Annotated in this window: 18 protein-coding genes and 1 other annotated feature; all 18 genes read right to left on the reverse strand. The window is 38.0% G+C overall.

The features are described from left to right. Positions 1–25 precede the first annotated feature (25 nt). The 18 genes from MHH95_RS16805 to MHH95_RS16895 all read right to left on the reverse strand — a co-directional run bounded on the left by MHH95_RS16805 (position 26) and on the right by MHH95_RS16895 (position 22,336). Positions 26–694, reverse strand: a complete 669-nt coding sequence (locus MHH95_RS16805) for a septum site-determining protein MinC (RefSeq protein ID WP_340728541.1) — start codon at positions 692–694, stop codon at positions 26–28. Positions 695–786: 92 nt separating this feature from the next. Beyond that, the gene (gene mreD / locus MHH95_RS16810; RefSeq protein ID WP_340728542.1) at positions 787–1,305 is read right to left on the reverse strand and encodes a rod shape-determining protein MreD; all 519 of its coding nucleotides are present in this window, start codon (positions 1,303–1,305) and stop codon (positions 787–789) included. After that, the gene (gene mreC, locus MHH95_RS16815) at positions 1,305–2,222 is read right to left on the reverse strand and encodes a rod shape-determining protein MreC (RefSeq protein ID WP_340728543.1); all 918 of its coding nucleotides are present in this window, start codon (positions 2,220–2,222) and stop codon (positions 1,305–1,307) included. Before mreC ends, mreD begins: the two co-directional genes overlap by 1 nt. A 12-nt stretch (positions 2,223–2,234) precedes the next feature. Beyond that, positions 2,235–3,251 carry a rod shape-determining protein gene (locus MHH95_RS16820; protein WP_191700359.1) on the reverse strand — a complete coding sequence of 339 codons (1,017 nt, stop codon included), beginning with the start codon at positions 3,249–3,251 and terminating at the stop codon, positions 2,235–2,237. A 380-nt stretch (positions 3,252–3,631) separates the two neighbouring features. Next, on the reverse strand, positions 3,632–4,330 hold the full coding sequence (gene radC / locus MHH95_RS16825; protein ID WP_318245204.1) for a RadC family protein: 699 nt from the start codon (positions 4,328–4,330) through the stop codon (positions 3,632–3,634). A gap of 11 nt (positions 4,331–4,341) precedes the next feature. Beyond that, a complete protein-coding gene (locus MHH95_RS16830; protein WP_340728544.1) occupies positions 4,342–4,935 on the reverse strand; it encodes a Maf family protein in 594 nt (197 codons plus the stop codon). Positions 4,936–5,040: 105 nt separating this feature from the next. Further along, positions 5,041–5,640 (reverse strand): translation initiation factor 2, encoded by a 600-nt coding sequence (locus MHH95_RS16835; protein ID WP_340728545.1) that lies wholly within the window; start codon positions 5,638–5,640, stop codon positions 5,041–5,043. Positions 5,641–5,800: 160 nt separating this feature from the next. Further along, positions 5,801–7,057: a bifunctional folylpolyglutamate synthase/dihydrofolate synthase gene (locus tag MHH95_RS16840; protein WP_340728546.1), complete on the reverse strand. Its 1,257-nt coding sequence runs from the start codon at positions 7,055–7,057 to the stop codon at positions 5,801–5,803. After that, a complete protein-coding gene (locus MHH95_RS16845) occupies positions 7,054–8,325 on the reverse strand; it encodes a bifunctional folylpolyglutamate synthase/dihydrofolate synthase (RefSeq protein WP_340728547.1) in 1,272 nt (423 codons plus the stop codon). The genes MHH95_RS16840 and MHH95_RS16845 overlap by 4 nt, the downstream gene beginning before the upstream one ends. A gap of 97 nt (positions 8,326–8,422) precedes the next feature. Next, positions 8,423–11,065: a valine--tRNA ligase gene (locus tag MHH95_RS16850; RefSeq protein ID WP_340728548.1), complete on the reverse strand. Its 2,643-nt coding sequence runs from the start codon at positions 11,063–11,065 to the stop codon at positions 8,423–8,425. A gap of 57 nt (positions 11,066–11,122) precedes the next feature. Beyond that, positions 11,123–11,506, reverse strand: a binding site (T-box leader). Between the two features lie 576 nt (positions 11,507–12,082). After that, a complete protein-coding gene (locus tag MHH95_RS16860; RefSeq protein WP_340728549.1) occupies positions 12,083–12,745 on the reverse strand; it encodes an alanine racemase in 663 nt (220 codons plus the stop codon). 64 nt (positions 12,746–12,809) lie between these two features. Continuing rightward, on the reverse strand, positions 12,810–14,099 hold the full coding sequence (hemL, locus tag MHH95_RS16865) for a glutamate-1-semialdehyde 2,1-aminomutase (protein ID WP_340728550.1): 1,290 nt from the start codon (positions 14,097–14,099) through the stop codon (positions 12,810–12,812). Position 14,100: 1 nt separating this feature from the next. Then, positions 14,101–15,081: a porphobilinogen synthase gene (hemB, locus tag MHH95_RS16870; RefSeq protein ID WP_340728551.1), complete on the reverse strand. Its 981-nt coding sequence runs from the start codon at positions 15,079–15,081 to the stop codon at positions 14,101–14,103. Next, complete coding sequence (locus tag MHH95_RS16875; protein ID WP_340728552.1) at positions 15,078–15,821, reverse strand: uroporphyrinogen-III synthase; 744 nt, start codon at positions 15,819–15,821, stop codon at positions 15,078–15,080. The genes hemB and MHH95_RS16875 overlap by 4 nt, the downstream gene beginning before the upstream one ends. After that, positions 15,811–16,743 (reverse strand): hydroxymethylbilane synthase, encoded by a 933-nt coding sequence (hemC, locus tag MHH95_RS16880; RefSeq protein ID WP_340728553.1) that lies wholly within the window; start codon positions 16,741–16,743, stop codon positions 15,811–15,813. The genes MHH95_RS16875 and hemC overlap by 11 nt, the downstream gene beginning before the upstream one ends. Positions 16,744–16,761: 18 nt before the next feature. Next, entirely contained in the window at positions 16,762–17,589 is an 828-nt protein-coding gene (ccsA, locus tag MHH95_RS16885) for a cytochrome c biogenesis protein CcsA (RefSeq protein WP_191700370.1), read from the reverse strand. Positions 17,590–17,723: 134 nt separating this feature from the next. Continuing rightward, positions 17,724–19,082: a glutamyl-tRNA reductase gene (gene hemA, locus MHH95_RS16890; RefSeq protein ID WP_340728554.1), complete on the reverse strand. Its 1,359-nt coding sequence runs from the start codon at positions 19,080–19,082 to the stop codon at positions 17,724–17,726. A 296-nt stretch (positions 19,083–19,378) separates the two neighbouring features. After that, positions 19,379–22,336, reverse strand: coding sequence for a VWA domain-containing protein (locus MHH95_RS16895; protein ID WP_191700372.1), 2,958 nt, complete (start codon positions 22,334–22,336; stop codon positions 19,379–19,381). Between the last annotated feature and the right edge of the window lie 9 nt (positions 22,337–22,345).

The following is a 22,345-nucleotide window of genomic DNA, read 5'->3' on the forward strand; positions in this document are numbered from 1 at the left end:
AGAATAATAATTCGTCTTCACTCATTTAGCTTCCTCCTTTATATGTTGATAAATTCGGTCGTATATTTCTTAACTCTTGGATTCTATCATATGCAATTATGTCATTTTCTCCAAGATATGCAAATATTTGGTGAGTATGGTCTAATATAAATTGCGATTCGTTCGTCATGACCTCAACATGATTACCGATTAATACATGTGTTGGTTCAAAATGAGAGGCGTACACAATCGCTTCCTCATTTCCATTTACACCAGCGTGCACAATTCCTTTTAGCTTACCCGCAATATGTACATTACCGCCTGCTTCAATTCTTCCATTCGGATTTACGTCGCCCAAAACAAGAATATCTCCCGGCACGCGTAGTGTTTGTCCAGATCGAACAATTCCTACGTATGTTTCAAAGCGATTTGTTTCAAGCTGTTTGAAACTTTCTTCTATCGTAATGACATCACTTTGAATGTTTTTTACACATAACTTTTGATGCTCTTCAACAACTTTTGTAAGCTGGTCTTTTTGCTCTGGTGTACAGTAACGTTTCCCTAAGTGCAATTGTACATCTATTTTACCATCAAGATGTCCTTCTGTAACTTTTTTCTCAAGTTCTTCCACTAATTCGGAATAAGAACATTGATCATCCAAACGAAGGACCAATCCATCTTTAGTTCCTTTAATATGGATAAGTTGTTTTTTCATAGCTTTTCAAGTCACCTCGCGCTACATAATGGTGAAAAGAAACAACCGAATCCAATATTCGAGTTGTCTCTTCATCACTTGTTTTACAATGCTTATTGTGCACGTTGAAATACGCGAGCGCTAATACAATATTTAAACGCCCATGCAAGCATTATTAAAAATAATAGATTCCCTATTGTTGTAGGAACTAATCGATTTACGATAAACGGCTGAACTGCCATTGTTGTAAACTGTAGAATATAGAAAAATTCATATATTACAAATTCAAAAATAGCCATTAAAAGTAAAGCTAAAAACATTGAAAATACTAAATGGGGATGAACACGCTTCACACACCATGCTGCAATATAGCAAACCGCCGGATATAACACCATGTATAAACCAATAATATTAATATAGAATACATCAAAACATAATCCAAAAATAAGACCATAAATCATGGCTTTTTTACGACTATAATAAATGGCTAAAAAAATTAAGTATAAAATTAAAAAACGTGGAATTAAATAGTACGTTTCCTCACCTAGCTGCAAGGGGGAAAACATAGCTAATCCAGATTCAAATAAAAACAGCAAAACACCTACAAATACTATTAAAAACCGAGCGAGCATTATTCCTCCCCCTCAACTTCCACAACCGGTTCATTCGTTAAATCTTCATTTGAACCAGACCCATCTGAACCGTCTATCGAAATTGTGTTACGTTTGGCAATAATAACATGATCTAGTATTGAAAAATCCGCTGCCGGTTTTACATAAGCCATTTTCGTCAAGCCAAAGTCATCTGTCGTCACTTCTGTAATTTCACCGATCAAAATACCTTTCGGGAAAATCCCGCCTAGACCAGAAGACAATACTTTGCCGCCGACATCAAGATCTACATTGGAATCGATTCGTTTTAATAGTAATTCGTTACGCTCATCGTCATACCCTTCTATTAAACCATGAATTTCTTTATTGTCTTCATCTACTACAATAGCAGATACACGATAATTTTCATTATTTGTATAAAGTAGCTCTACTTCTGACGTATAAGGTGTAGCAATTACAATTTTACCTATTAGACCACGAGAAGTTCTAACCGCCATATTTTTTTCAACACCATGTGCTGTACCCTTATTTAATATAATTTTCTCTTCCCACTGATCAGGGTTTCTCGCAATGACCGTCGCTTGAATCGGATCGAAATCACGCAAACTTTCCTCGATTGATGCGAGTTCACGCAATGAAGAATTTTCGGCTTTTAAAGTACTTACTTCTGCCTGTAAAACGGCAAAATCTTCAAGGCGCATTTTTAGGCGTTGATTTTCTTCATACGTATTTAACAGCGAATCAATATTGCTAAAAATACTTGTTATGTAATTAGTCGGCTTTGCGACAATCGATTGTGCAAAGCCAACTGTATCTTTAATAATTTGCTCAGGTAATGTTGCGTTATGACGATCACGTAGAGAGAACCCAATCAATGCCACAAGGAAAATAACACTTACTAAAAGAATAATTAATTTTTTATTTGAGAAATGTGGCACTGCGAGTCCTCCTTATTTCACTTGTTGCGAACGAATTAAATCAATATTATCCAACGCTTTACCTGTACCAATCGCTACACAGTCCAGGGGATTTTCAGCGATAAATACAGGCATTTTTGTTTCGTCACTAATTACTTTATCAAGATTACGTAATAGTGCGCCACCGCCTGTTAGTACGATTCCGCGCTCCATAACATCTGCAGATAATTCAGGAGGAGTTTGTTCCAAAGTTTTCTTCACGCCATCCAGAATTACAACGATTGCTTCATGTAAAGATTTTGAAATCTCACTTGAAGTAATTTCAATCGTTTTAGGCAGACCTGTTAATAAGTCACGACCGCGAATTTCCATCACTTCGTCAGGACCCTCAGCAAGTGCTGTACCAATTTCCATTTTAATGCTCTCCGCTGTACGCTCACCGATTGTTAAATTATATGTCTTGCGGATGTAGGCAATAATTGAGTGATCCATCGCGTCACCACCGACACGTACCGATTCACTAGTTACAATACCACCTAGAGAAATAACAGCTACTTCTGTTGTACCACCGCCGATATCTACGACCATAGAACCTGTTGGCTCCCAAACCGGTAAGTTAGCACCGATTGCAGCTGCAAAAGGTTCTTCTATAGTAAATGCCTCTTTTGCGCCAGCTTGACGGCTTGCATCAATAACAGCACGTTGTTCAACAGATGTAATACCGTAAGGAACACAGATCATCACATTTGGCTTTTTCCAGTTAGAGCCTGATGCTTTCATTGCTTCTCTTAAATAATATTGAATCATTGCAGTTGTAATTTCAAAGTCAGCAATAACGCCATCTTTCATTGGACGAATTGCCACGATAGAACCCGGTGTACGTCCGATCATATTTTTCGCATCATTACCAACAGCAACAATGTCACCTGTTTTTGTATTCTTCGCTACTACTGATGGTTCTCGTAATACGATACCTTTTCCCTTTACAAATACTAATGTATTAGCTGTGCCAAGATCAATCCCGACATCTTTATTCCCTAATCCAAACAAATTAAGTACTCCCTTTCCTATAAAACAATTTCTATTTATGATGTTACTAAAATCATACGCTCTATTATAACGAATTACATCAAATAATTATAGTGTCATATGCTCTTAATCTCGACTTTTGTCGAATGTTTTTTTCTATAACACTACCTTACTATTGTATTTCTATTTTCGCTTTGAAACAAATAAAATTAATATGTAAGATTTAACAAAATCACCACATCCATATGACGAATATAACAAATAAAAGTTGCATAGGCGAAATATGTCGATGAATCATTAAAATATATAATAATTGTTATTGTAATGTAACATTCCTTCTATTTCTTTCTTATCATTCTCATATTAAAAAGACAAACGTGCACTTACGTTTGTCTTCACTATCAAAAATATCCTTTTTCTTTCATGCTTATGAACTGATGATCACCGATTATGACATGATCAAGCAAATCAACGCCGACAATTTTACCTGCCTCATACAGTCGTGATGTAACATCGACATCTTCCGGACTAGGTGTAGGTACCCCGCTAGGATGGTTATGAGCACAGATGATTGATGCTGCGGAACGTTTAACGGCTTCACGGAAAATCTCCCTAGGGTGAACAATGCTTGCATTTAAACTTCCAACAAAAATTGTTTGTTTATGGAGCACTTGATTTTTAACATTTAAAAATAGGCAAACAAAATGCTCCTGCTGCAATGACGTCATATCTTGCATTAAAAAGGTTGCAGCATCTTCAGGAGAGCGTATAGTAAAACGTTCTTCTAAGTCTTTTGTTGCAAGCCTTCTCCCTAGTTCAATCGCGGCTAATAACAATACTGCCTTCGCTTCGCCAATTCCTTTAATATCCATAATTTCCTCGAGTGTTGCATGTTTTAAATTATGCAATTTCTCAAAGTTTATCAATACCCGATTAGCAACCGTCAGTACCGACTCTTTCTTTGTACCTGTTCCTAAAAGAATTGCAATAAGCTCTTGGTTCGACAGACTTTTTGCACCTTGACGTATAAGGCGCTCACGCGGACGGTCTACTTCAAGCACATCATGAATTTTTAAATTTAACAACGGTGTTCCAGTCATTGACATCACTCCTAAAAGGTTAGTTTTAGTAGTTGCAATGTAAGCATTTTTTGAACTAACGATGCAATCGGCAAGCCGACGACATTGTTATAATCTCCCTCTATGCGATCCACGAGCATGGCGCCACTCGTTTGAATCCCATATCCCCCTGCTTTGTCAAATGGATCTCCTGTCTGCACATAAGCTTCTATCATTTGTGGAGAGACCTGTTTAAAAATAACTGCAGTCCTTTCAACAAATGTATGCTCTGTTCCATCCGCTAAAATAATCGCTACTGCTGTCATCACTTCATGACGATTGCCCGCCAGCTGCGTTAAATGCTGAATCGCTTCTTCTTTTGAAGTAGGTTTGTGTAATATTTGATCGTTAAACACGACAATAGTGTCTGCTCCAATAATGCACTTATTCGGGCATTTTTTTGCGACATCACGTGTTTTCAAAAGCGCTACTTCTGTTACATATTCCTGGACTGTATTTGCTTTGACACTCGTTTCCACTACATCACTTGTGACAATTGTAAAGGGAATATTTATCATTTGGAGCAATTCTTTTCTTCGTGGTGATGAAGAAGCTAAAATAAGTTGTTCGTTCGTAGTAAAATTCATTTCCAATCCTCCTATCATCTATAGTAACCGACAATAGGAAATTTGAACATTGTACTGCCGTGGATACTTTTCATTAAAATAGACTATTTCTAGCATTTTTCTATACTAAAATGTTACTTTAAGGCAATCTAGACGCTCATAATAATTTAAAAACATATGCAACCGAATAATATTGGGGTTAGTTGAAAGCTTTGAAACTTCCGATGCCAGCCCAATCCAGTCCGTTGGCACAAGTTGTTCATCAATCGAATCCATTTGTTGACCTGTAAACATTTTCGTATCTTTCAAGGTAATTGGCAGCTGGAGTTCAGCATTATTAGGACAACTGCTTGCAATTGTTATACTTTTATAAAATCCACTTGGTATTAACGCTAATGCAGCATCGACTTTCGTTGTATCAAGACGTGACCAAACAAAATACTGCTCGTCCACTTTCACTACAGCCGCTTTATTTAAAGTAGGGTAAGTCGCTAAAAATTGAGCTGCGCTATCAAAATTTGAGAAAACACCATGTTGTAATGCAAAATATTGCTGCTTCACTTGCTGTTGTTCCTCAGTTGTTTGCACTGTTGGAATGGTTTCTGCAACTTCTTTTTCTGTTGTTGGTAATTGTAAAATAAAAACAAATGCTAGGACGCCAGCAAGCCCTGTAAGACTTCCAATGAACATTGCTTGGAAAATGGCATTATTCTTTAAAGCTTTCATATTTGCTACAGCTCCATCTCTTTTTAATCAACCATAGCAAAATAGACATAAAAAAGGGCGAGACTGCTGTCGTCGCCCATTAAAAATGTTTCGCTAATATTCTTCTTTATTTTCACTCGACAACAAAGAAATACCATCAAATCGAAGTTTATTAGCAAAATCATATGATATTTTTACATTTTTGTCGAATCTCGCTTAACAAATATAATGAGCCGGTTACAATTCTAACCGTATCACCTTTCACTGGCTCCGTTAAAATCTTAACTGGGTCGTTAATAATATATTTATTCTCTGCCTGGCTCAGTTCAAAAATAACCGACGCTTTCATCGCCCGTTCATTTTGGATATCGGCAAAGTAAAAAGCATCTCCGACTTCCTCTAACAGTTTTAAAATTGATTGGACATCTTTATCCGCCAGTAATCCTACAAGGAATTCAATTCGTTTCTTAGGAAAATGCTCCCTTATTGTTGAGATCAGTGATTGAATGCTTGCCGGGTTATGTGCACCATCAAAATAAATATTTGGCAGGACTTGTTCAAAGCGGCCTGCAAGAACAGCATTTTTTATACCAATCTGAATTTTACTCTCATCAAGCTCCAACTGAAATTTTTTCGCCACTTCCATAAAGGCAGTAATGGCCAAAGACATATTGTGACCTTGATGTGCGCCTAAAAGCTGACGCTGTAAATTTCCGAATTTCACTTCGTACACCGTATTTTCGTAAAGTTCAGAGCCGTTTGTTTTTGTAACGGTAAAATGTTGCCCATAACAATATAACGCTACGTTTTTTGCTTTGGCTTCCTGTACAAAAACATCCTTTACATTACCAGGCATTTCCCCTATCACAGCAGGGCAGTTATTCTTGAATATCCCTGCTTTATGGCGTGCGATACTCGTCAATGTATCACCTAAAAATTTTGTATGTTCCAATGCAATACTCGGAACAACCGAAACAATAGGTAAAACTACGTTCGTGCTGTCTTCTCTTCCACCCATTCCTGCCTCGATTAAAACTAAATCGGGCTTTTGATCGGCAAAATAAAGAAAGGCCACGACCGTCAATAATTCAAAATCCGTTAATTTCCCGCTTAGCCCCGCCTCAGCCAAGTGCTGAAACATCCGATCCATCTGATCTGTAGAAATAGGCTTCCCATCGATTTGTATTTGATCATGCACATCTACAACGCAAGGTGACATAAACTTACCTACCGACAGTCCGTGAGCCCGTGCTATTCCTTCTACAAACGACAATGTAGAGCCCTTTCCATTTGTACCGGCAAAATGTACGACATTTAATTGCTTTTCAGGATGTCCCAATATAGTTAGAGCCGATTCAATTGCCGCTAATCCCGGCTTAATTATTTGTTCACTTTCCACTTGCCACCGCTCTTTATAAAGGTTTAATAACGGAATCATGAAATCCACCCTTTCTTTACAAATAGACTTCGTACTTCAGCGATGAAATATAACGAGCCCGTAATAACAAGCAGTTCATTCTCCGCCAGTTTTGCCTTTTCTGTTTCAATCAACTGTTGCCAATTCGAATTCATAAACTTCTTAGCATGGTTACTTTGTTCGAAAAGCTGATTCGCTGTTGCAGCGCGCGGTAAATTTATCTGAGTAAAATGCATCTCAGCAGCGAATTTATCCATTAATTCAATACTGACAGCATGGTCTTTATCTTGTAATGCTGCGTAAATAAACTTTACTTTATGATGTGGGGCAAATTCTTTTATTGTTTCGACTAATGCCATGGTGCCTTCAGAATTATGTGCACCGTCTAATATGACATTGCCGGTCACCCTTTCAAATCGGCCATCCCATTTTGCCTCATGAAGTGCTTGTTTTACTTTTTTTTCATCAACAGATGGCAAGAACAATTTCACTGCAGTAATTGCCAGTGCGGCATTTTCCTTTTGATGCTCACCGATCATAGCCATTGTTATATTGCTGATATTTATATCTGATACATAGTCGAAATTCGAGTTTTTATTGTTTTCAATATAAAATTGCTCATTTATCATATAGATTGGTGCATGTAATTGAATCGCCGTTTCTTTAATCACCGATAATGCTTCTTTATTTTTCACTCCTACAACTACAGGTTTCATTGTTTTTATAATCCCGGCTTTTTCTGCTGCAATTTCCCCATAACTTTCACCAAGCATATCTGTATGCTCTAATGAAATTGTTGTAATGACGCTTACTTCCGGTATGACAACATTGGTCGAATCCAAACGCCCTCCGATTCCTGTTTCAAGCAAAACGACATCTACCTGTTGTTCTGTAAAATATTGCAGGGCAAGGAGTGTCATAAACTCAAAGAAGCTCGGAAACTTGCCATCCAATTTTTCTTTAATTACTTCACTCAGCTGATTCGCGATATTTAGAAAATCTTCATCAGAGATTTGGTTTTTATTTATAGTCACCCGTTCATTTGCTCGTTCTAAATGAGGAGAGATAAAAGCACCTACCGTTAAACCATGCGCCATTAAAATTTCACGTGTCGCATTTAAAGTAGAACCCTTTCCATTCGAACCTGCAAAATGAATAAATTTATTTTTTTTCTCCGGATTGCCAAGTGCATTTAAAATCATTTTGGCTGACTGTAAAGGTTCTCCTTTGTATTGGCTTGCTTTTAATTGAAAAATAAAATTTGTACACTGCTCAATCGATTGAAACATTTAATTTCTCTCCCTAGTAAGGCTAATATGTAATCAATTATATTATAGCGAAATAAAAAGAAAGAGGCACCGAATTCCGGCACCCCTTTCGTATAAATTACATGTTTTTTAATTCTGCAATACGTTTTTCAACCGTTGCATATTTCGCTTCATAGTCGGCTAACTTTTCACGTTCAGTTGCTACTAATGCTTCTGGTGCCTTTGATACAAAGCGTTCATTAGATAATTTACCAGAAACTAATTTCACTTCTTTTGCCCACTTTTCAAGCTCTTTTTCAAGACGTGCAATTTCTTCATCAATATTGATTAAACCTGCAAGCGGCATGAAGATTTCTGCGCCTGATACAACTGCCGACATTGCTTGTGCTGGTGCTTCAAGCTCTGTACCGATTGTTAAGCCATCAGGGTTACAGAATTTTTCGATGTAACCTTTGTTCGCTTCAAGAACTGCTGCAATACCAGCATCTTTTGCCGATATCGTCATCGCTACTTTTTTGCTCATCGGTGTATTTACTTCTGCACGAATGTTACGTACTGAACGGATAATATCCATTAACAGCTGCATATCGCCTGCTTCTGCCGTAAAGTTGAATGCTGGGTTTACAGTCGGCCATGCAGCTACTGTAATAGACTCCCCTTCATGTGGCAAGTGCTGCCAAATTTCTTCTGTTACAAATGGCATGAAAGGGTGCAGTAAACGCATTGTATTGTCTAAAACATAGGCAAGTACTGAACGTGTTGTTAATTTCGCTGCTTCATCTTCACCGTATAATGGTAATTTCGCCATTTCGATATACCATGAACAGAAATCATCCCAAATGAAGTTGTATAGCTCACGTCCTACTTCACCGAACTCATATTTATCAGATAAAGTTGTTACACGGTCGATTGTTTCATTCAAGCGTGAAAGAATCCATTTATCCGCTGTTGAAAGGTCACCTGTTAAATCAATTTGCTCATATGTTAAACCTTCCATGTTCATTAACGCAAAACGAGAGGCATTCCAAATTTTGTTTACAAAGTTCCATGTAGATTCTACTTTTTCTGTAGAGTAACGTAAATCCTGACCAGGAGAAGAACCTGTTGCCAAGAAGTAACGTAGTGAGTCCGCGCCATATTGACCGATTACATCCATTGGGTCAACGCCATTTCCTAGTGACTTGGACATTTTACGACCTTCTGCATCACGTACTAAACCGTGAATCAACACATCTTGGAATGGGCGTTTACCAGTAAATTCTTTACCTTGGAAAATCATACGGCTTACCCAGAAGAAGATGATATCATAACCAGTCACTAGTGTGTTTGTTGGATAGTAACGTTTGTATAAATCTGCTTCTTCATTTGGCCAATCCATTGTAGAAAACGGCCATAAAGCACTTGAGAACCACGTATCCAATACGTCTTCATCTTGTGTCCAGTTTTCTTTGTCGGCTGGTGCTTCCTTACCAACATAAATTTCGCCTGTTTCATTATTGTACCAAGCTGGAATTTGGTGCCCCCACCATAATTGACGGGAAATACACCAATCATGGATATTTTCCATCCAACGGTTATATGTGTTTTCGAAACGGTTTGGCACGAAGTTTACTTTTTCATTTTCATCCTCTTGCATTTTTAATGCTTCTTCTGCAAGTGGTGCCATTTTTACGAACCATTGTTTTGAAAGGTATGGCTCTACTACTGCATTTGTACGCTCAGAGTGTCCTACTTGGTGTGTATGCGGTTCAATTTCAATTAATACGCCTGCCTCTTGTAAATCGGCTACAATCTGCTTACGGCACTCGAAACGATCCATGCCAGCATATTTACCAGCTAAATCATTCATTGTACCATCTTCGTTCATTACTAAAATACGTTCTAAATTATGGCGATTTCCTACTTCAAAATCGTTCGGGTCATGTGCTGGCGTCATTTTTACGACACCTGTTCCAAATTCCATATCTACGTAATCATCCGCAACGATTGGAATTTCGCGACCTACGATTGGAAGGATAACCGTTTTCCCTACTAAGTGTGCATAACGTTCATCGTTTGGATGTACAGCTACACCTGAGTCACCTAGCATTGTTTCTGGACGTGTAGTTGCTACACGTAATTTTCCAGAGCCATCTGCCAATGGGTATTCCATATGATAAAATGCGCCTTCTACTTCTTTATGAATTACTTCAATATCAGAAAGTGCAGTTTTTGCAGCTGGATCCCAGTTAATAATACGTTCACCGCGGTAAATGTAACCTTTTTCATACAGCTTAACGAATACTTCTTTAACTGCTTCTGATAAGCCTTCATCTAATGTGAAGCGCTCTTTTGAGTAGTCAAGACCTAAACCAAGTTTTGCCCATTGCTCACGAATATGTGAAGCGTATTCTTCCTTCCATTCCCACGTCTTTTCCAGGAATTTCTCGCGGCCTAAATCATATCGTGAAATGCCTTCACCGCGTAGTTTTTCTTCGACTTTTGCCTGTGTCGCAATACCCGCGTGGTCCATACCCGGTAACCAAAGCGCGTCATATCCCTGCATACGTTTCATACGGATTAAAATATCCTGTAATGTTGTATCCCAAGCATGACCAAGGTGTAGTTTCCCTGTTACGTTCGGTGGTGGAATAACGATAGAATACGGCTCTTTATCGCTCGTTGGATCTGCTTCAAAAAACTTACCGTTTAACCACCATTCATAGCGGCCGGCTTCTGTTGACTTTGGATCATACTTTGTTGGCATTGTAATTTCCGTCATGATGAATCTCTCCTTTTCAAATACAAGTTGAATAAAATAAAAAACTCCCTTCGCCTAAAAAAGGACGAGGGAGTTAATTCGCGGTACCACCTTTAATTCCGAAGGGTTTAGTCAAGCGATCGCATACTTTGTCACTTGCCTCTCTCAGTCGCTCATGAACACTATGTTCAATTCGCGTCTTCGCTCGGCTACGTTCCTCGTCTGACAAGCGCTTTCTTTAAACCCTGTGATTTAAATGTCAAGCGCTCGCATACAATGCGGCGTTACTATGCCCAATCGGCACTTCATTCGATAACGGTGTCAAACCGGAACTCAGCTACTGCTATTTCACTAAGTCAGCTCCTAGGCTACCTTCTGTAAGTATGATGTAGAAACTTTTCAGCTACTGTTTCCTCTCTGCACATCATGTTCATACATACTCTTCCTATTCAACGCTTCAAATATATAGTTAAAATAATTCTAAGCTGTTTTTTATGAAATTTCAAGTATCATATTCATTATCGGAAAACACTTTTTTTAATTTCTAAACATATACTATGCAAAAGGAGTTTGGAAATTGCGAAAAAATTATAATCCTTTCTTATTACCTCCATGGTTACGAAAATTCCGATTTTACATGAGATATTGCATTCTACCGCTGACAATTTTCCAGGCAATACGTACAATACTCATTCCGACAACAGGCGATATCATATTATTAGCCATACTAATTTTATTTTGCTACTTATTATTGACAGATTTTATTTAAGCTTGGTTTTTTAAACAAAAAAGCCTGGGACAAAACGAAAACTATCTATTTTTTCAAAGAAAAAATAGATAGTTTTCTGCTTCTGCCAAAATTGATTTCCGTTACGGGGACGCTTTCCGGGGGCACGGCCTGAGCCTGTAGTCTCAGGCGTCGCGCTATTCCCCCAGGAGTCGCCCCTTCACTCCAATCAATTCACACAGTATCAATTTCTTAATAAGATTATTTTCCCTTATAAGAAGAAATTTCTACTTATGTCCCAATCCCTTTTATTATTTTTTTAATTGAATTTGGACACGGCTGTATGCATCTGCTAACTGCTCCAAAAAATCAATTTCTTCTGCTGGAAGATGCTGAGCCTGTCGTTGCACTTCCTCATGAAATAAAATATGGCTTTCAACCTCTTCTTCCTGTTGGTCTGAAGTAGCCATATGCGGAATTGGCTCGACAGTTTCTTTAATTTCTTTAATTTCTTGAATTACTTCCACTTCCTTCTCCGCCTTTACTTCCTTTACCTCATCGATTTTCTTAACTTCTTCTATTGCTTGTACTTTTCTTTCCACATTACAATTAACTTGCCAGCTACATGAACAGTACCCGTTATTTGGTTCTAGTTTTATTTCATTTATTTGCAGAGAAACCTTTTCAATCTGATCATTTGGGAAATCAACCGAAAAAGGCAATGCATATTCAAAATAGCCGTAATCCTTTTCTATATCGATATGCTCAATATATATGCCTTCCTCTATTTCCTCCTCTCTCGCTTTATGGTCAAATTGTATATTTCCTTTTACTACATAAATACCTCTTATCACTACAGAATCTTCATTAAATTCTTCATGCCATTTCGGTTCAACTACTATTTTTGAATTTTGTTGGATATTCCCTAATTGCTTTGGAAATGTAAACGTTTCATTCATTTGCCATTGTTGCATAAAAATCCCCTCCCTACGCTTACATTATGCATAGAAAGGGGATTTATGAGTTTATTAAGTAAGATTATCTTGCTAATTTAGCAAATACATGATGGAATGCTTGCACTGTTTTAGCGATATGTTCTTCTGTATGCGCTGTTGAAATAAACAATCCTTCAAATTGTGAAGGTGGTAAGAAAATGCCTTCTTCCGCCATTAATTTAAAGTATTCCGCAAACAATTCTAAATCAGAGCTTTTTGCTGTTTCAAAATCAATTACCTCTTCGTTTGTAAAGAAGAAACCAATCATTGAACCTGCACGATTCACAGTATGTGGAATATTATATTTCGTTGCTGCTGCGCGGAAACCTTCTTCTAGTTGGTCACCTAGTTTACGGAAATATTCATACGATTCTTTATTTAAACGAGATAGTGTTTCATAGCCAGCCGTCATAGCAAGTGGGTTGCCTGATAATGTCCCCGCTTGATAAATCGGACCTGCCGGTGCAATTTTCTCCATTATTTCACGTTTACCACCAAACGCACCTACTGGTAAACCACCACCGATAACTTTACCTAAACATGTAAGATCCGGAGTTATACCATAGTACTCCTGTGCACAACCGTAATCGACGCGGAAGCCTGTCATTACTTCATCAAAAATCAAAAGTGTTCCATTTTCCTCAGTTAGCTTACGCAAACCTTCCAAGAAACCTGGTTGAGGTGGTACAACCCCCATATTTCCTGCAACAGGCTCTAAAATAACAGCTGCCAGTTCTGAACCAAATTTTTCAAATACTAATTTTGCAGACTCTAAATCGTTGTATGCAACTGTTAAAGTATTTTTCGCAATATCTGCCGGTACACCAGGAGAATCCGGTAAACCAAGCGTTGCTACACCTGAACCGGCTTTTATTAAAAGGGAATCACCATGACCGTGGTAAGAACCTTCAAATTTCAAAATTTTATCGCGTCCTGTATAACCACGTGCCAAACGTAATGCAGACATCGTTGCTTCAGTTCCAGAAGAAACAAAACGAATCATTTCAACAGAAGGTAGGCGGTCCATTACAAGCTTTGCTAATTTGTTTTCAGAAAGTGTTGGAGCACCAAACGATGCACCTTTCGCAGCTTGGTCCTGAATAGCAGATACTACTTCAGGATGTGCATGTCCTAAAATTAACGGACCCCATGATAATACATAGTCAATATATTCATTGCCATCAATATCTTTAATTACCGCGCCTTTGCCCGATTCCATAAAAATCGGATCCAAGTTTACTGATTTAAACGCACGTACAGGCGAGTTTACCCCACCTGGCATTAAGTCAACAGCTTCTGTAAATGCTGCTTTTGATTTTTCATAACTAGTCATATTATTTTTCCTCCAGCCAACGACAAACGTCTTTTGCGTGATACGTAATAATTAAGTCAGATCCTGCACGCTTCATACCTAATAATGTTTCAAGTACTACAGCCTTTTCATCTATCCAGCCATTTTGTGCAGCTGCTTTCACCATCGAATATTCCCCTGAAACGTTATACGCAACTACCGGCACAGGGAAGCTATTTTTTACATCGCGAATAATATCCATATAGGCTAGTGCCGGTTTAACTATAAGGAAATCCGCTCCTTCTTCTACATCTGAAGTTGCTTCACGAATTGCTTCCATTCGGTTTGAAGGGTCCATCTGATACGTTTTACGGTCACCAAACTGAGGAGCGCCCTCAGCTGCTTCACGGAATGGACCATAATAGCTAGATGCGTATTTCACTGCATACGACATGATCGGAATATGCTGGAATCCTGCTGCATCTAATCCTGCACGTATTGCCACAACAAAACCGTCCATCATGTTCGATGGTGCAATAATATCAGCACCCGCTTTAGCCTGAGAAACAGCAGTACGTGCCAACACATCAAGTGATGGATCATTCAGGACTTGCTCTCCTTCAATCACACCGCAATGACCGTGGTCTGTAAATTCACATAAACATGTATCCGCTACTACTAAAAGATTAGGGTGACGCTCTTTAATTAACCGAGTTGCTTTTTGAACAATTCCGTGGTCATGGTATGCTCCTGTACCAACAGCATCCTTTTCAGCAGGAATACCGAATAGAAGTACCGCCTGAATACCTAACTCAACAATTTCATCCACTTCGGCATTTAATTTATCCAGTGATAATTGATATACACCTGGCATAGAGCTAACAGGATTTTTAATATTTTCGCCTTCAATAATAAATAATGGATAAATTAAATCTTCTTTTTGTAAGTATGTTTCTTTTACTAGGGCACGCATCGCTGCACTTTGACGTAAACGACGGTGACGCTGGAAATAAAGTTCTGTCATTTTTTCTGTTCCTCCAGGATGAGCTGCTCAATAACAGCCTGCATCGTATAGATTTTCGGTTGTACAATTGGTTCCACCCCATATTTAGCAAGGGCGGACGTTGTCACATGACCAATTGAGCCAAATTTAACATATCGCCAGTCCACATTCGGAACAATATGCTCAGCATAAATGTCAACTGCAGATGGACTGGCAAAAATAACAATTGGTTCTTCGTGTTCAAGTATGCATTGTTCAAGGTCTTGTAAATAAGTTGTACAAGGACGTGTTTCGTAAACTGTCCATTCGTCTGCACCAGTGCCATTATGTATTGTACTTTTCGCCATCGAGCCTCGTAAAAATAATGCACGTTCTGTTGGCTCCATAACAAATTCCTTAACGAATACATCGGCACTGTAAACAGTCGGCATAAAGTGAATAGAATAGCCGTGCTGCTGTAAAAGTGTAGCTGTTTTTTCTCCGACAGCTGCGACTTTTATAGACGATGGGACCTTTATTCTACTGCGCTCACACTTATTAATAAAGCTTGTCACGGCATTTTGACTCGTAAAAATTAACCATTGATACGAGTCGAGGTTAGCCGTATATATGTTATCTTCATCCGAAACTATTTCAGCAGTTTCGATTAATGGATAATTATATACTTTCCCACCATGTTGCTCAATTAATTGCTGCACTGACTGTACAACAGCTGAACCTGTAATAATAATTGTCTTTCCTAAAAGAGCATTACTCGGCATCAAGCTCAGCCTTTACTTTTTGAATTAAATCAAAGGCGCCCTGCTCTGTTAATTTTGCGGCAACTGCTTTACCTAATTCATCAGCATTTGTGCCCGATAATGTCTCTTTATATGTGACAGACGCATCCGGTGCTGCTACTAAACCTGTTAAAGTAAGTGTTTCCCCATCCGCTACTGCATAGCCTGCAATCGGAACTTGGCAACCGCCATCCATTGCCGCTAAAAATGAGCGCTCAGCATGTGCTGTATTCCACGTTGTTTTATCTGTAAGTTTCGCTAATTGCTCAAGAAGCTCTGTATCATCAGCACGGCACTCAATACCTAACGAGCCTTGTGCAACAGCCGGTAGACAAATATCTGTATCTAAGTATTCTGTTACGACATCATCGCTCCAGCCAAGACGTTTTAAGCCGGCTGCCGCCAAAATAATCGCATCAAAGCCTTCTGTTTTTAATTTGTTTAGGCGCGTGCCCACATTTCCACGAATCCATTTAATTTCTAGGTCCGGACGCACGTGTAATAACTGGGCGCTTCGGCGTAATGAGCTTGTACCGACAACTGCCCCTTTTGGTAAATCGGCAAATTTCACATGACCGTTTGAAATAAAGGCATCGCGCGCATCTTCACGCGGTGGGATACAGCCGATTACAAGACCTTCTGGTAATACTGCCGGCATATCCTTCATAGAGTGCACTGCAAAATCGATTTCCTTATCAAATAAAGCTTGTTCGATTTCCTTTACAAAAAGACCTTTACCCCCAACTTTAGAAAGCTGAACATCTAAAATCCGATCTCCTTTTGTGACAATTTCCTTTACCTCAAAATCAAAAGGAACGCCTGCAGCCTTTAATTCATTAATGAACCAATTTGTCTGTGTTAATGCTAATTTACTTCTACGAGATCCTACAATAATTTTTCTCAATATACTCCGACCTTTCTGTTAAACCCATAGATGGAAATTTGATAGTTTGCTGCCAAGGAAGAAATTAATGACGACGAGCAGAAATAACCCAACATGCACTTGTGCATAAGTCGTCCCAACTAACCTACCTCTTCGATGCAGTAAGAAAATAATTAAGTAAATAACGGATACGATGAAAGAGCCTAAAATTTTAACATCAAAAATAGAAACATTCTCTAATGTTAAAAATGCCCATTCCAACCCTAAAATTAAACTTATAAGCAGCAATGGAATTCCGATTATTGTCGATAGATTAATCCATTTAACCATTTGTTGCAAACTTGGCAATCTTGACCACAAATTATTTAATTTTTTCCGCTTTAAGATTCGATATAAAATTATATATAGTAGCGAAAAGACAAACGCCACAGAAAAAGCGGCGTAAGACATAATCGCAAAGCTAATATGGATCAATAACATTTCCGAAACTAAAGAATCACTCACAATTTGAGCGTTTGATTGAGGTGCAAATAAATGGATTGTCATAAATATAAAGCTCAATACATTTATAAAAAATACCGGTAAGTCGACACGGGCAATACAATGTAGCACGATCGACAGCGTAGTTAGAAGCCACGCATAAAAGAATACACCCTCATACAGAGACAAAATTGGGAATCGTTTTGTTTCGAAAATAAACAATACAATAAATAATATTTGCAATATCCACACTATCGAAACAAACCAAAACGCAACACGTCTGAATTTCACATTTTTATAAAGATAATCAGTAAAATACAGTACGATACAAAGCCCGTAGAGAATAATCATGAGCTCATATAATCTTGTCATTACTAGTTCTGTCATATGCACCCTACTCCTGTTTAAAACTAAAACCCACTTATGAAAAAAGCGCTTTCGGTATCTATGATTTTACCATATAGATACGAAAACGCTTATGTTCATTTGGTAAGGCTCAATGTCTATTGGCTATTGTTCAATTAATAAGTTAAACCCGGACTTAAGTTCACTTCTTCAACTTTTTTGTTGGATGTTGATTTGACAACATGCATCTGCTGTACTTCTTGCTGCACTTCATCTTCAATCCCGAAAATTTGTTGGAATAGTGCAAGCTGTGCTTCTGCATCTTTGTCATTGGCAAGCTCTTTTGCTTGAAGAATCGGCGTTTTCAGCAACTGATTAATAATTGACTTCGTATGTTTATTAATTATTTTACGCTCGCGTTCCGTTAAGTTTGGCATCTTATTTTCAATGCTCATCATCGTTTCTTCCTGTATAGATGACGCTTTTTTACGCAATGCAGAAATAACCGGAACGACACCAAGCGTATTAAACCAATCTTTGAATTGAATAATTTCGTTATGAATCATCGTCATAATTTCATTTGCCGCACGCTCACGCTCCGCCAAGTTCGCTTGTACAATTCCTTGTAAATCATCAATATCATACAGGAAAATATTCGGTACATCGCCAATACGCGGATCTAAATCTCGTGGTACTGCAATATCGACCATAAATAATGGGTCACCCTTACGGAATTTTGCAACGTCCTTCATTAGATCGTAATCAATGACATAATCTGTTGCTCCTGTAGAACTGATTAAAATATCCGCTTCTAAAAGAGTACATTGTAATTCATTCATTGCTTTTGCCTTACCATCGAATTTCGATGCTAAATTTTGGGCTTTTTCAAATGTACGATTAATAACCGTTACTTTACCTACACCGTTGCCATATAGGTTTTGAATCGCCAATTCACCCATCTTACCTGCACCTAAAATTGCAACATGTTTATTTTGTAAAGAACCGAAAATTTTCTTTGCAAGTTCTACGGCTGCATATGAAACAGATACAGCATTTTCACCAATCGCTGTATCACTATGGGCGCGTTTAGCAAATGTAACTGCTTGTTTAAATAACTGGTTGTAAACGGTTCCAGTAGTACCAATTTCTTGACCTTGTAAAAAGCTCTTTTTAACTTGTCCTAAGATTTGTGTTTCGCCTAATACCATTGAATCAATACCAGCCGTTACACGGAATAGGTGGTTTAACGACTCATCCTCTTCATAAATGAATAAATGATCCTCGAATTGCTCCATTGGGATGTTAAACCAGTTAGCCAAAAATTGTTTAATATAATAGCGGCCAGTGTGTAATTGATCAACAACCGCATAAATTTCTGTACGGTTACAAGTAGAGATAATTACGTTTTCTAATATGCTTTTTTGCTTTTGTAGCGCCTCCATAGCATTCGGAAGATCCGATTCGATAAACGATAACTTTTCACGAATTTCTACTGGCGCTGTTTTATAATTCAAGCCTACTACTAATGTATGCATGAACCTCTACACCTCACACGTTCTAATTCATAGATTCTATTGTAACATAAAGGTAGCATGACTCACGTTTAGTTTGTGAACATGCTATGAAAGTATTTGCTGAATATGATAAATCAAATCCTCTTTTCCGATTTTTGATCGATAAGAGTTGAAAATTTTTTTGCTACGATGATATATACCCTAATTTCAAAAAGTTAAATTAGAATTATTCTAATGTAAGTTTAACAAAGTTCGACATAGATTTCAATCATACAAACCGAAAAAGAAGCTCACTTATGCAATGAGCTTCTAATTTGTCACATATTATGAATTTTTGTCGCGATAACGTTTCCTGATTCATCTAGAGCTTGGAATTCAACTTCTACGTATAAATCAAATTCAGGGAATTCATATAATTGCGGTCGATGCATAAAGCGCGATGAACCACGTTCAGGTAAATCATAACGCACATCTCCACTAGGCGAAATAAATACGACACGCACCGCTTTTACATTTTCACAGCCTGTATTTACATCCGCGAGAATTGTTACACGTTCTTCTATACGTACATCTGTACGATTAAAGATTGTGTCCCCTACTAAACAACTATTATTCAAAGTTGGAGTTTTACATAAAATCGTAGTAATAATCGATTGTAACGAGCCATGTAAATTCTCGATTGTTGAAATGTTTTGATACGTACCTTTTGTTTCAGATGATATATCTTTCAATAACTTTTCATTCACAGTTGTGTATGAGCCAACTGAAACAGTATGAATCGCAATTCCCTTTTCTTTTGCCATTCGGATAACCTCATCTAGTCCATTACTGTTTGAATAGCCATCCGTTACCAATACAATTGCCTTATTTGTATATTGATTCGTAGTGAAATTATTCACTGCCGTTTTTAATGCTGATACAATATTCGTCGAACGATTCTCATTTTTATAGCTCAGTAAGCTATCAATACCTGAAACGATTGCTGCTGTATCTGTTGCTTCATGGTTTGAACGATTGCTGAATCGATACACATGACTTGGATTCGCTCCAATTTGCTTCACCGTCTGTTTCACTTTGTCTGCTGTATAATTTTTCGCATCCCGTACTTTCATCGAACCTGAATGATCCACAACAAACATAACTTCAGATTCAACTGCACATAAATTATTTTCAAAACGTGGATTTGAAAATACTGATTGTGTAACAGTCGTATTTTTCAGTCCTTGAAAAACTTTATCATAACGTGGATCCAAATCAATCAATCGTGCTTTTACCTGTGAATTGCCGTATAGAATATCATCAAAGTATACAACTGCAGACCCGCGGCTACCTGTGTTATTATTGTAGTCTTTAGTATTCGTATCAAATGATACAACACGAGTTTTCCCATTGAACGATACTTCTACTGTTCCTTTATAATCAGTAATAATAACACCACTTGGCGCTACTAAATTGACAATAACTTTTGTATATCGATCCATGCCTTCCGGACGTTGTTGTAATTCTTTCCCTGCCTGTAAAACGGCAATTTTTGATACAGCGCCTTCCAGTTTTCCGATTAGGTCTGCATAATCTTTTCGCAGTAAATTTTTATCGATTTGTCCTAAGCGATCGTACATTGCTTTTATTACTTCGACCGATTCTTCGTGCGCTAATGTAATTTGATCTGCAATCGGTAAAAACTTGCCTGTTAAATAAATAATGACAGCATGTAGCATAGAATTGAAGGGAACTGTATCTTCTTCACTCATAACGCCTTGAAGATCGTATGTTGCTCGTCCTTCATTATTTACTGTGTACATTACTTTCGCATTTCCTAGACCGCCCCATGAAGATTCATCTTTCGGTCCTTCAATCATATAATCTAAAATTTGTTCAAATAACCAAACAGAAATAATTTGGCCTTCTAATTTTAAGTCGGCATTTCCGTATTGTATTTCCTTTGAAGTGACTTGCCCTTGTGTTAATTTACCATCGGATGTCGTATAAGATTCCCATTTAGAGCCTGTCATTACTTTTATATCTTCGTCATAATCGGTAATTGTAATAATCCCATTTGGTGTATATGGTACAGTCGTTGTTCCAACTACACCTTGTGGTAAAGCTGGCAATGGTTTTACTCCAGGATCAACCGTACCGCCATTCCATTCTGTCTGCTCTGGATCAAACACTTCATACGTAATGCGAAGCTCTGCTTTTGGTACATATCGCATCGATACTTCAATGACTTGATTTTTATATGTGTGGTATTTCTCCGTTGGATTGACCATTTCAAAGCGAATCGTATCAACTACCGACTTTGTAAGTGCCGGTGCTGTCACATATACATTTAACTGAGGGCCATCTGTATATACTACTGTCGATTGTCCACTTGTACTCGTGTTCGTTTCCGATACTTTCGCTCCAGCTACAGAGGTAACTTTAAATGCAAGCGATTCATCATATGAAATGTCATTGCCATAGCTATCGCGCAAATTAATTGTAATTAAAGAGGAATCCAGACCGTTGGCAGTTAGTTCTTCTTTTGCTACTTTAATGTCTTTTACAGCTTTGTAAACGTCCGGTCTAGTCGTTTTATCATCCGGATTTTTGCCTGGCTTTGTTGGAATGGTTACCGTTCCATCTTTACTTTCAATAAAGTTTGTTGGCAACGTTATCTTATTATTGTCCTTACCAGTAGGAGCGCTTGATAATCCTTCTATCGCCATTTTCCCTTGCTGATTAATTCGATACATAAAAACGGCCATATCTCCCCGGTTAATATTGCGGGTCGGCTTATAATCTTCAAATGTGCGCTTACCAGATGTTCCAGTAGTAATTTCATTCATATATAAATATTGAACTGCTTGTACTTCCGATAAATCTAAACCATTCACTGCCGCATATAGGCGGGCAAAATGACCTCTGGAAATGTTTGCATTTCGCTTTGATGGATTGTCTGCTCCATATAGCGGTATATTCAACTCACTGTAATATTCATATAACATATCCTTATTGTTCGTATTGAAATGATAATTACTATCTAACTTCGCTAAAAACTGAAGCATTTGCCATTCCATAACGAGAGTGCCAGATTGGAATTTGTTCCCGCCATATAATTGCATATAATCCTTGTCTACTGCCCATTTAGCCGCTTTATATTTCGAATTAGATTTAGCAATATCCGAAATTTGCTTGTTTGCTGCTTCCACCTCTATCGGACCAAATGGAAAAGCTAAAGAGAGAACTAGAAGACAAGATAGCAACATCGCCATTAGTTTCTTCATTTTATTCATTTTTGCAAC

Source organism: Solibacillus sp. FSL K6-4121 (genome assembly GCF_038002585.1).
GTDB lineage: Bacteria > Bacillota > Bacilli > Bacillales_A > Planococcaceae > Solibacillus > Solibacillus faecavium.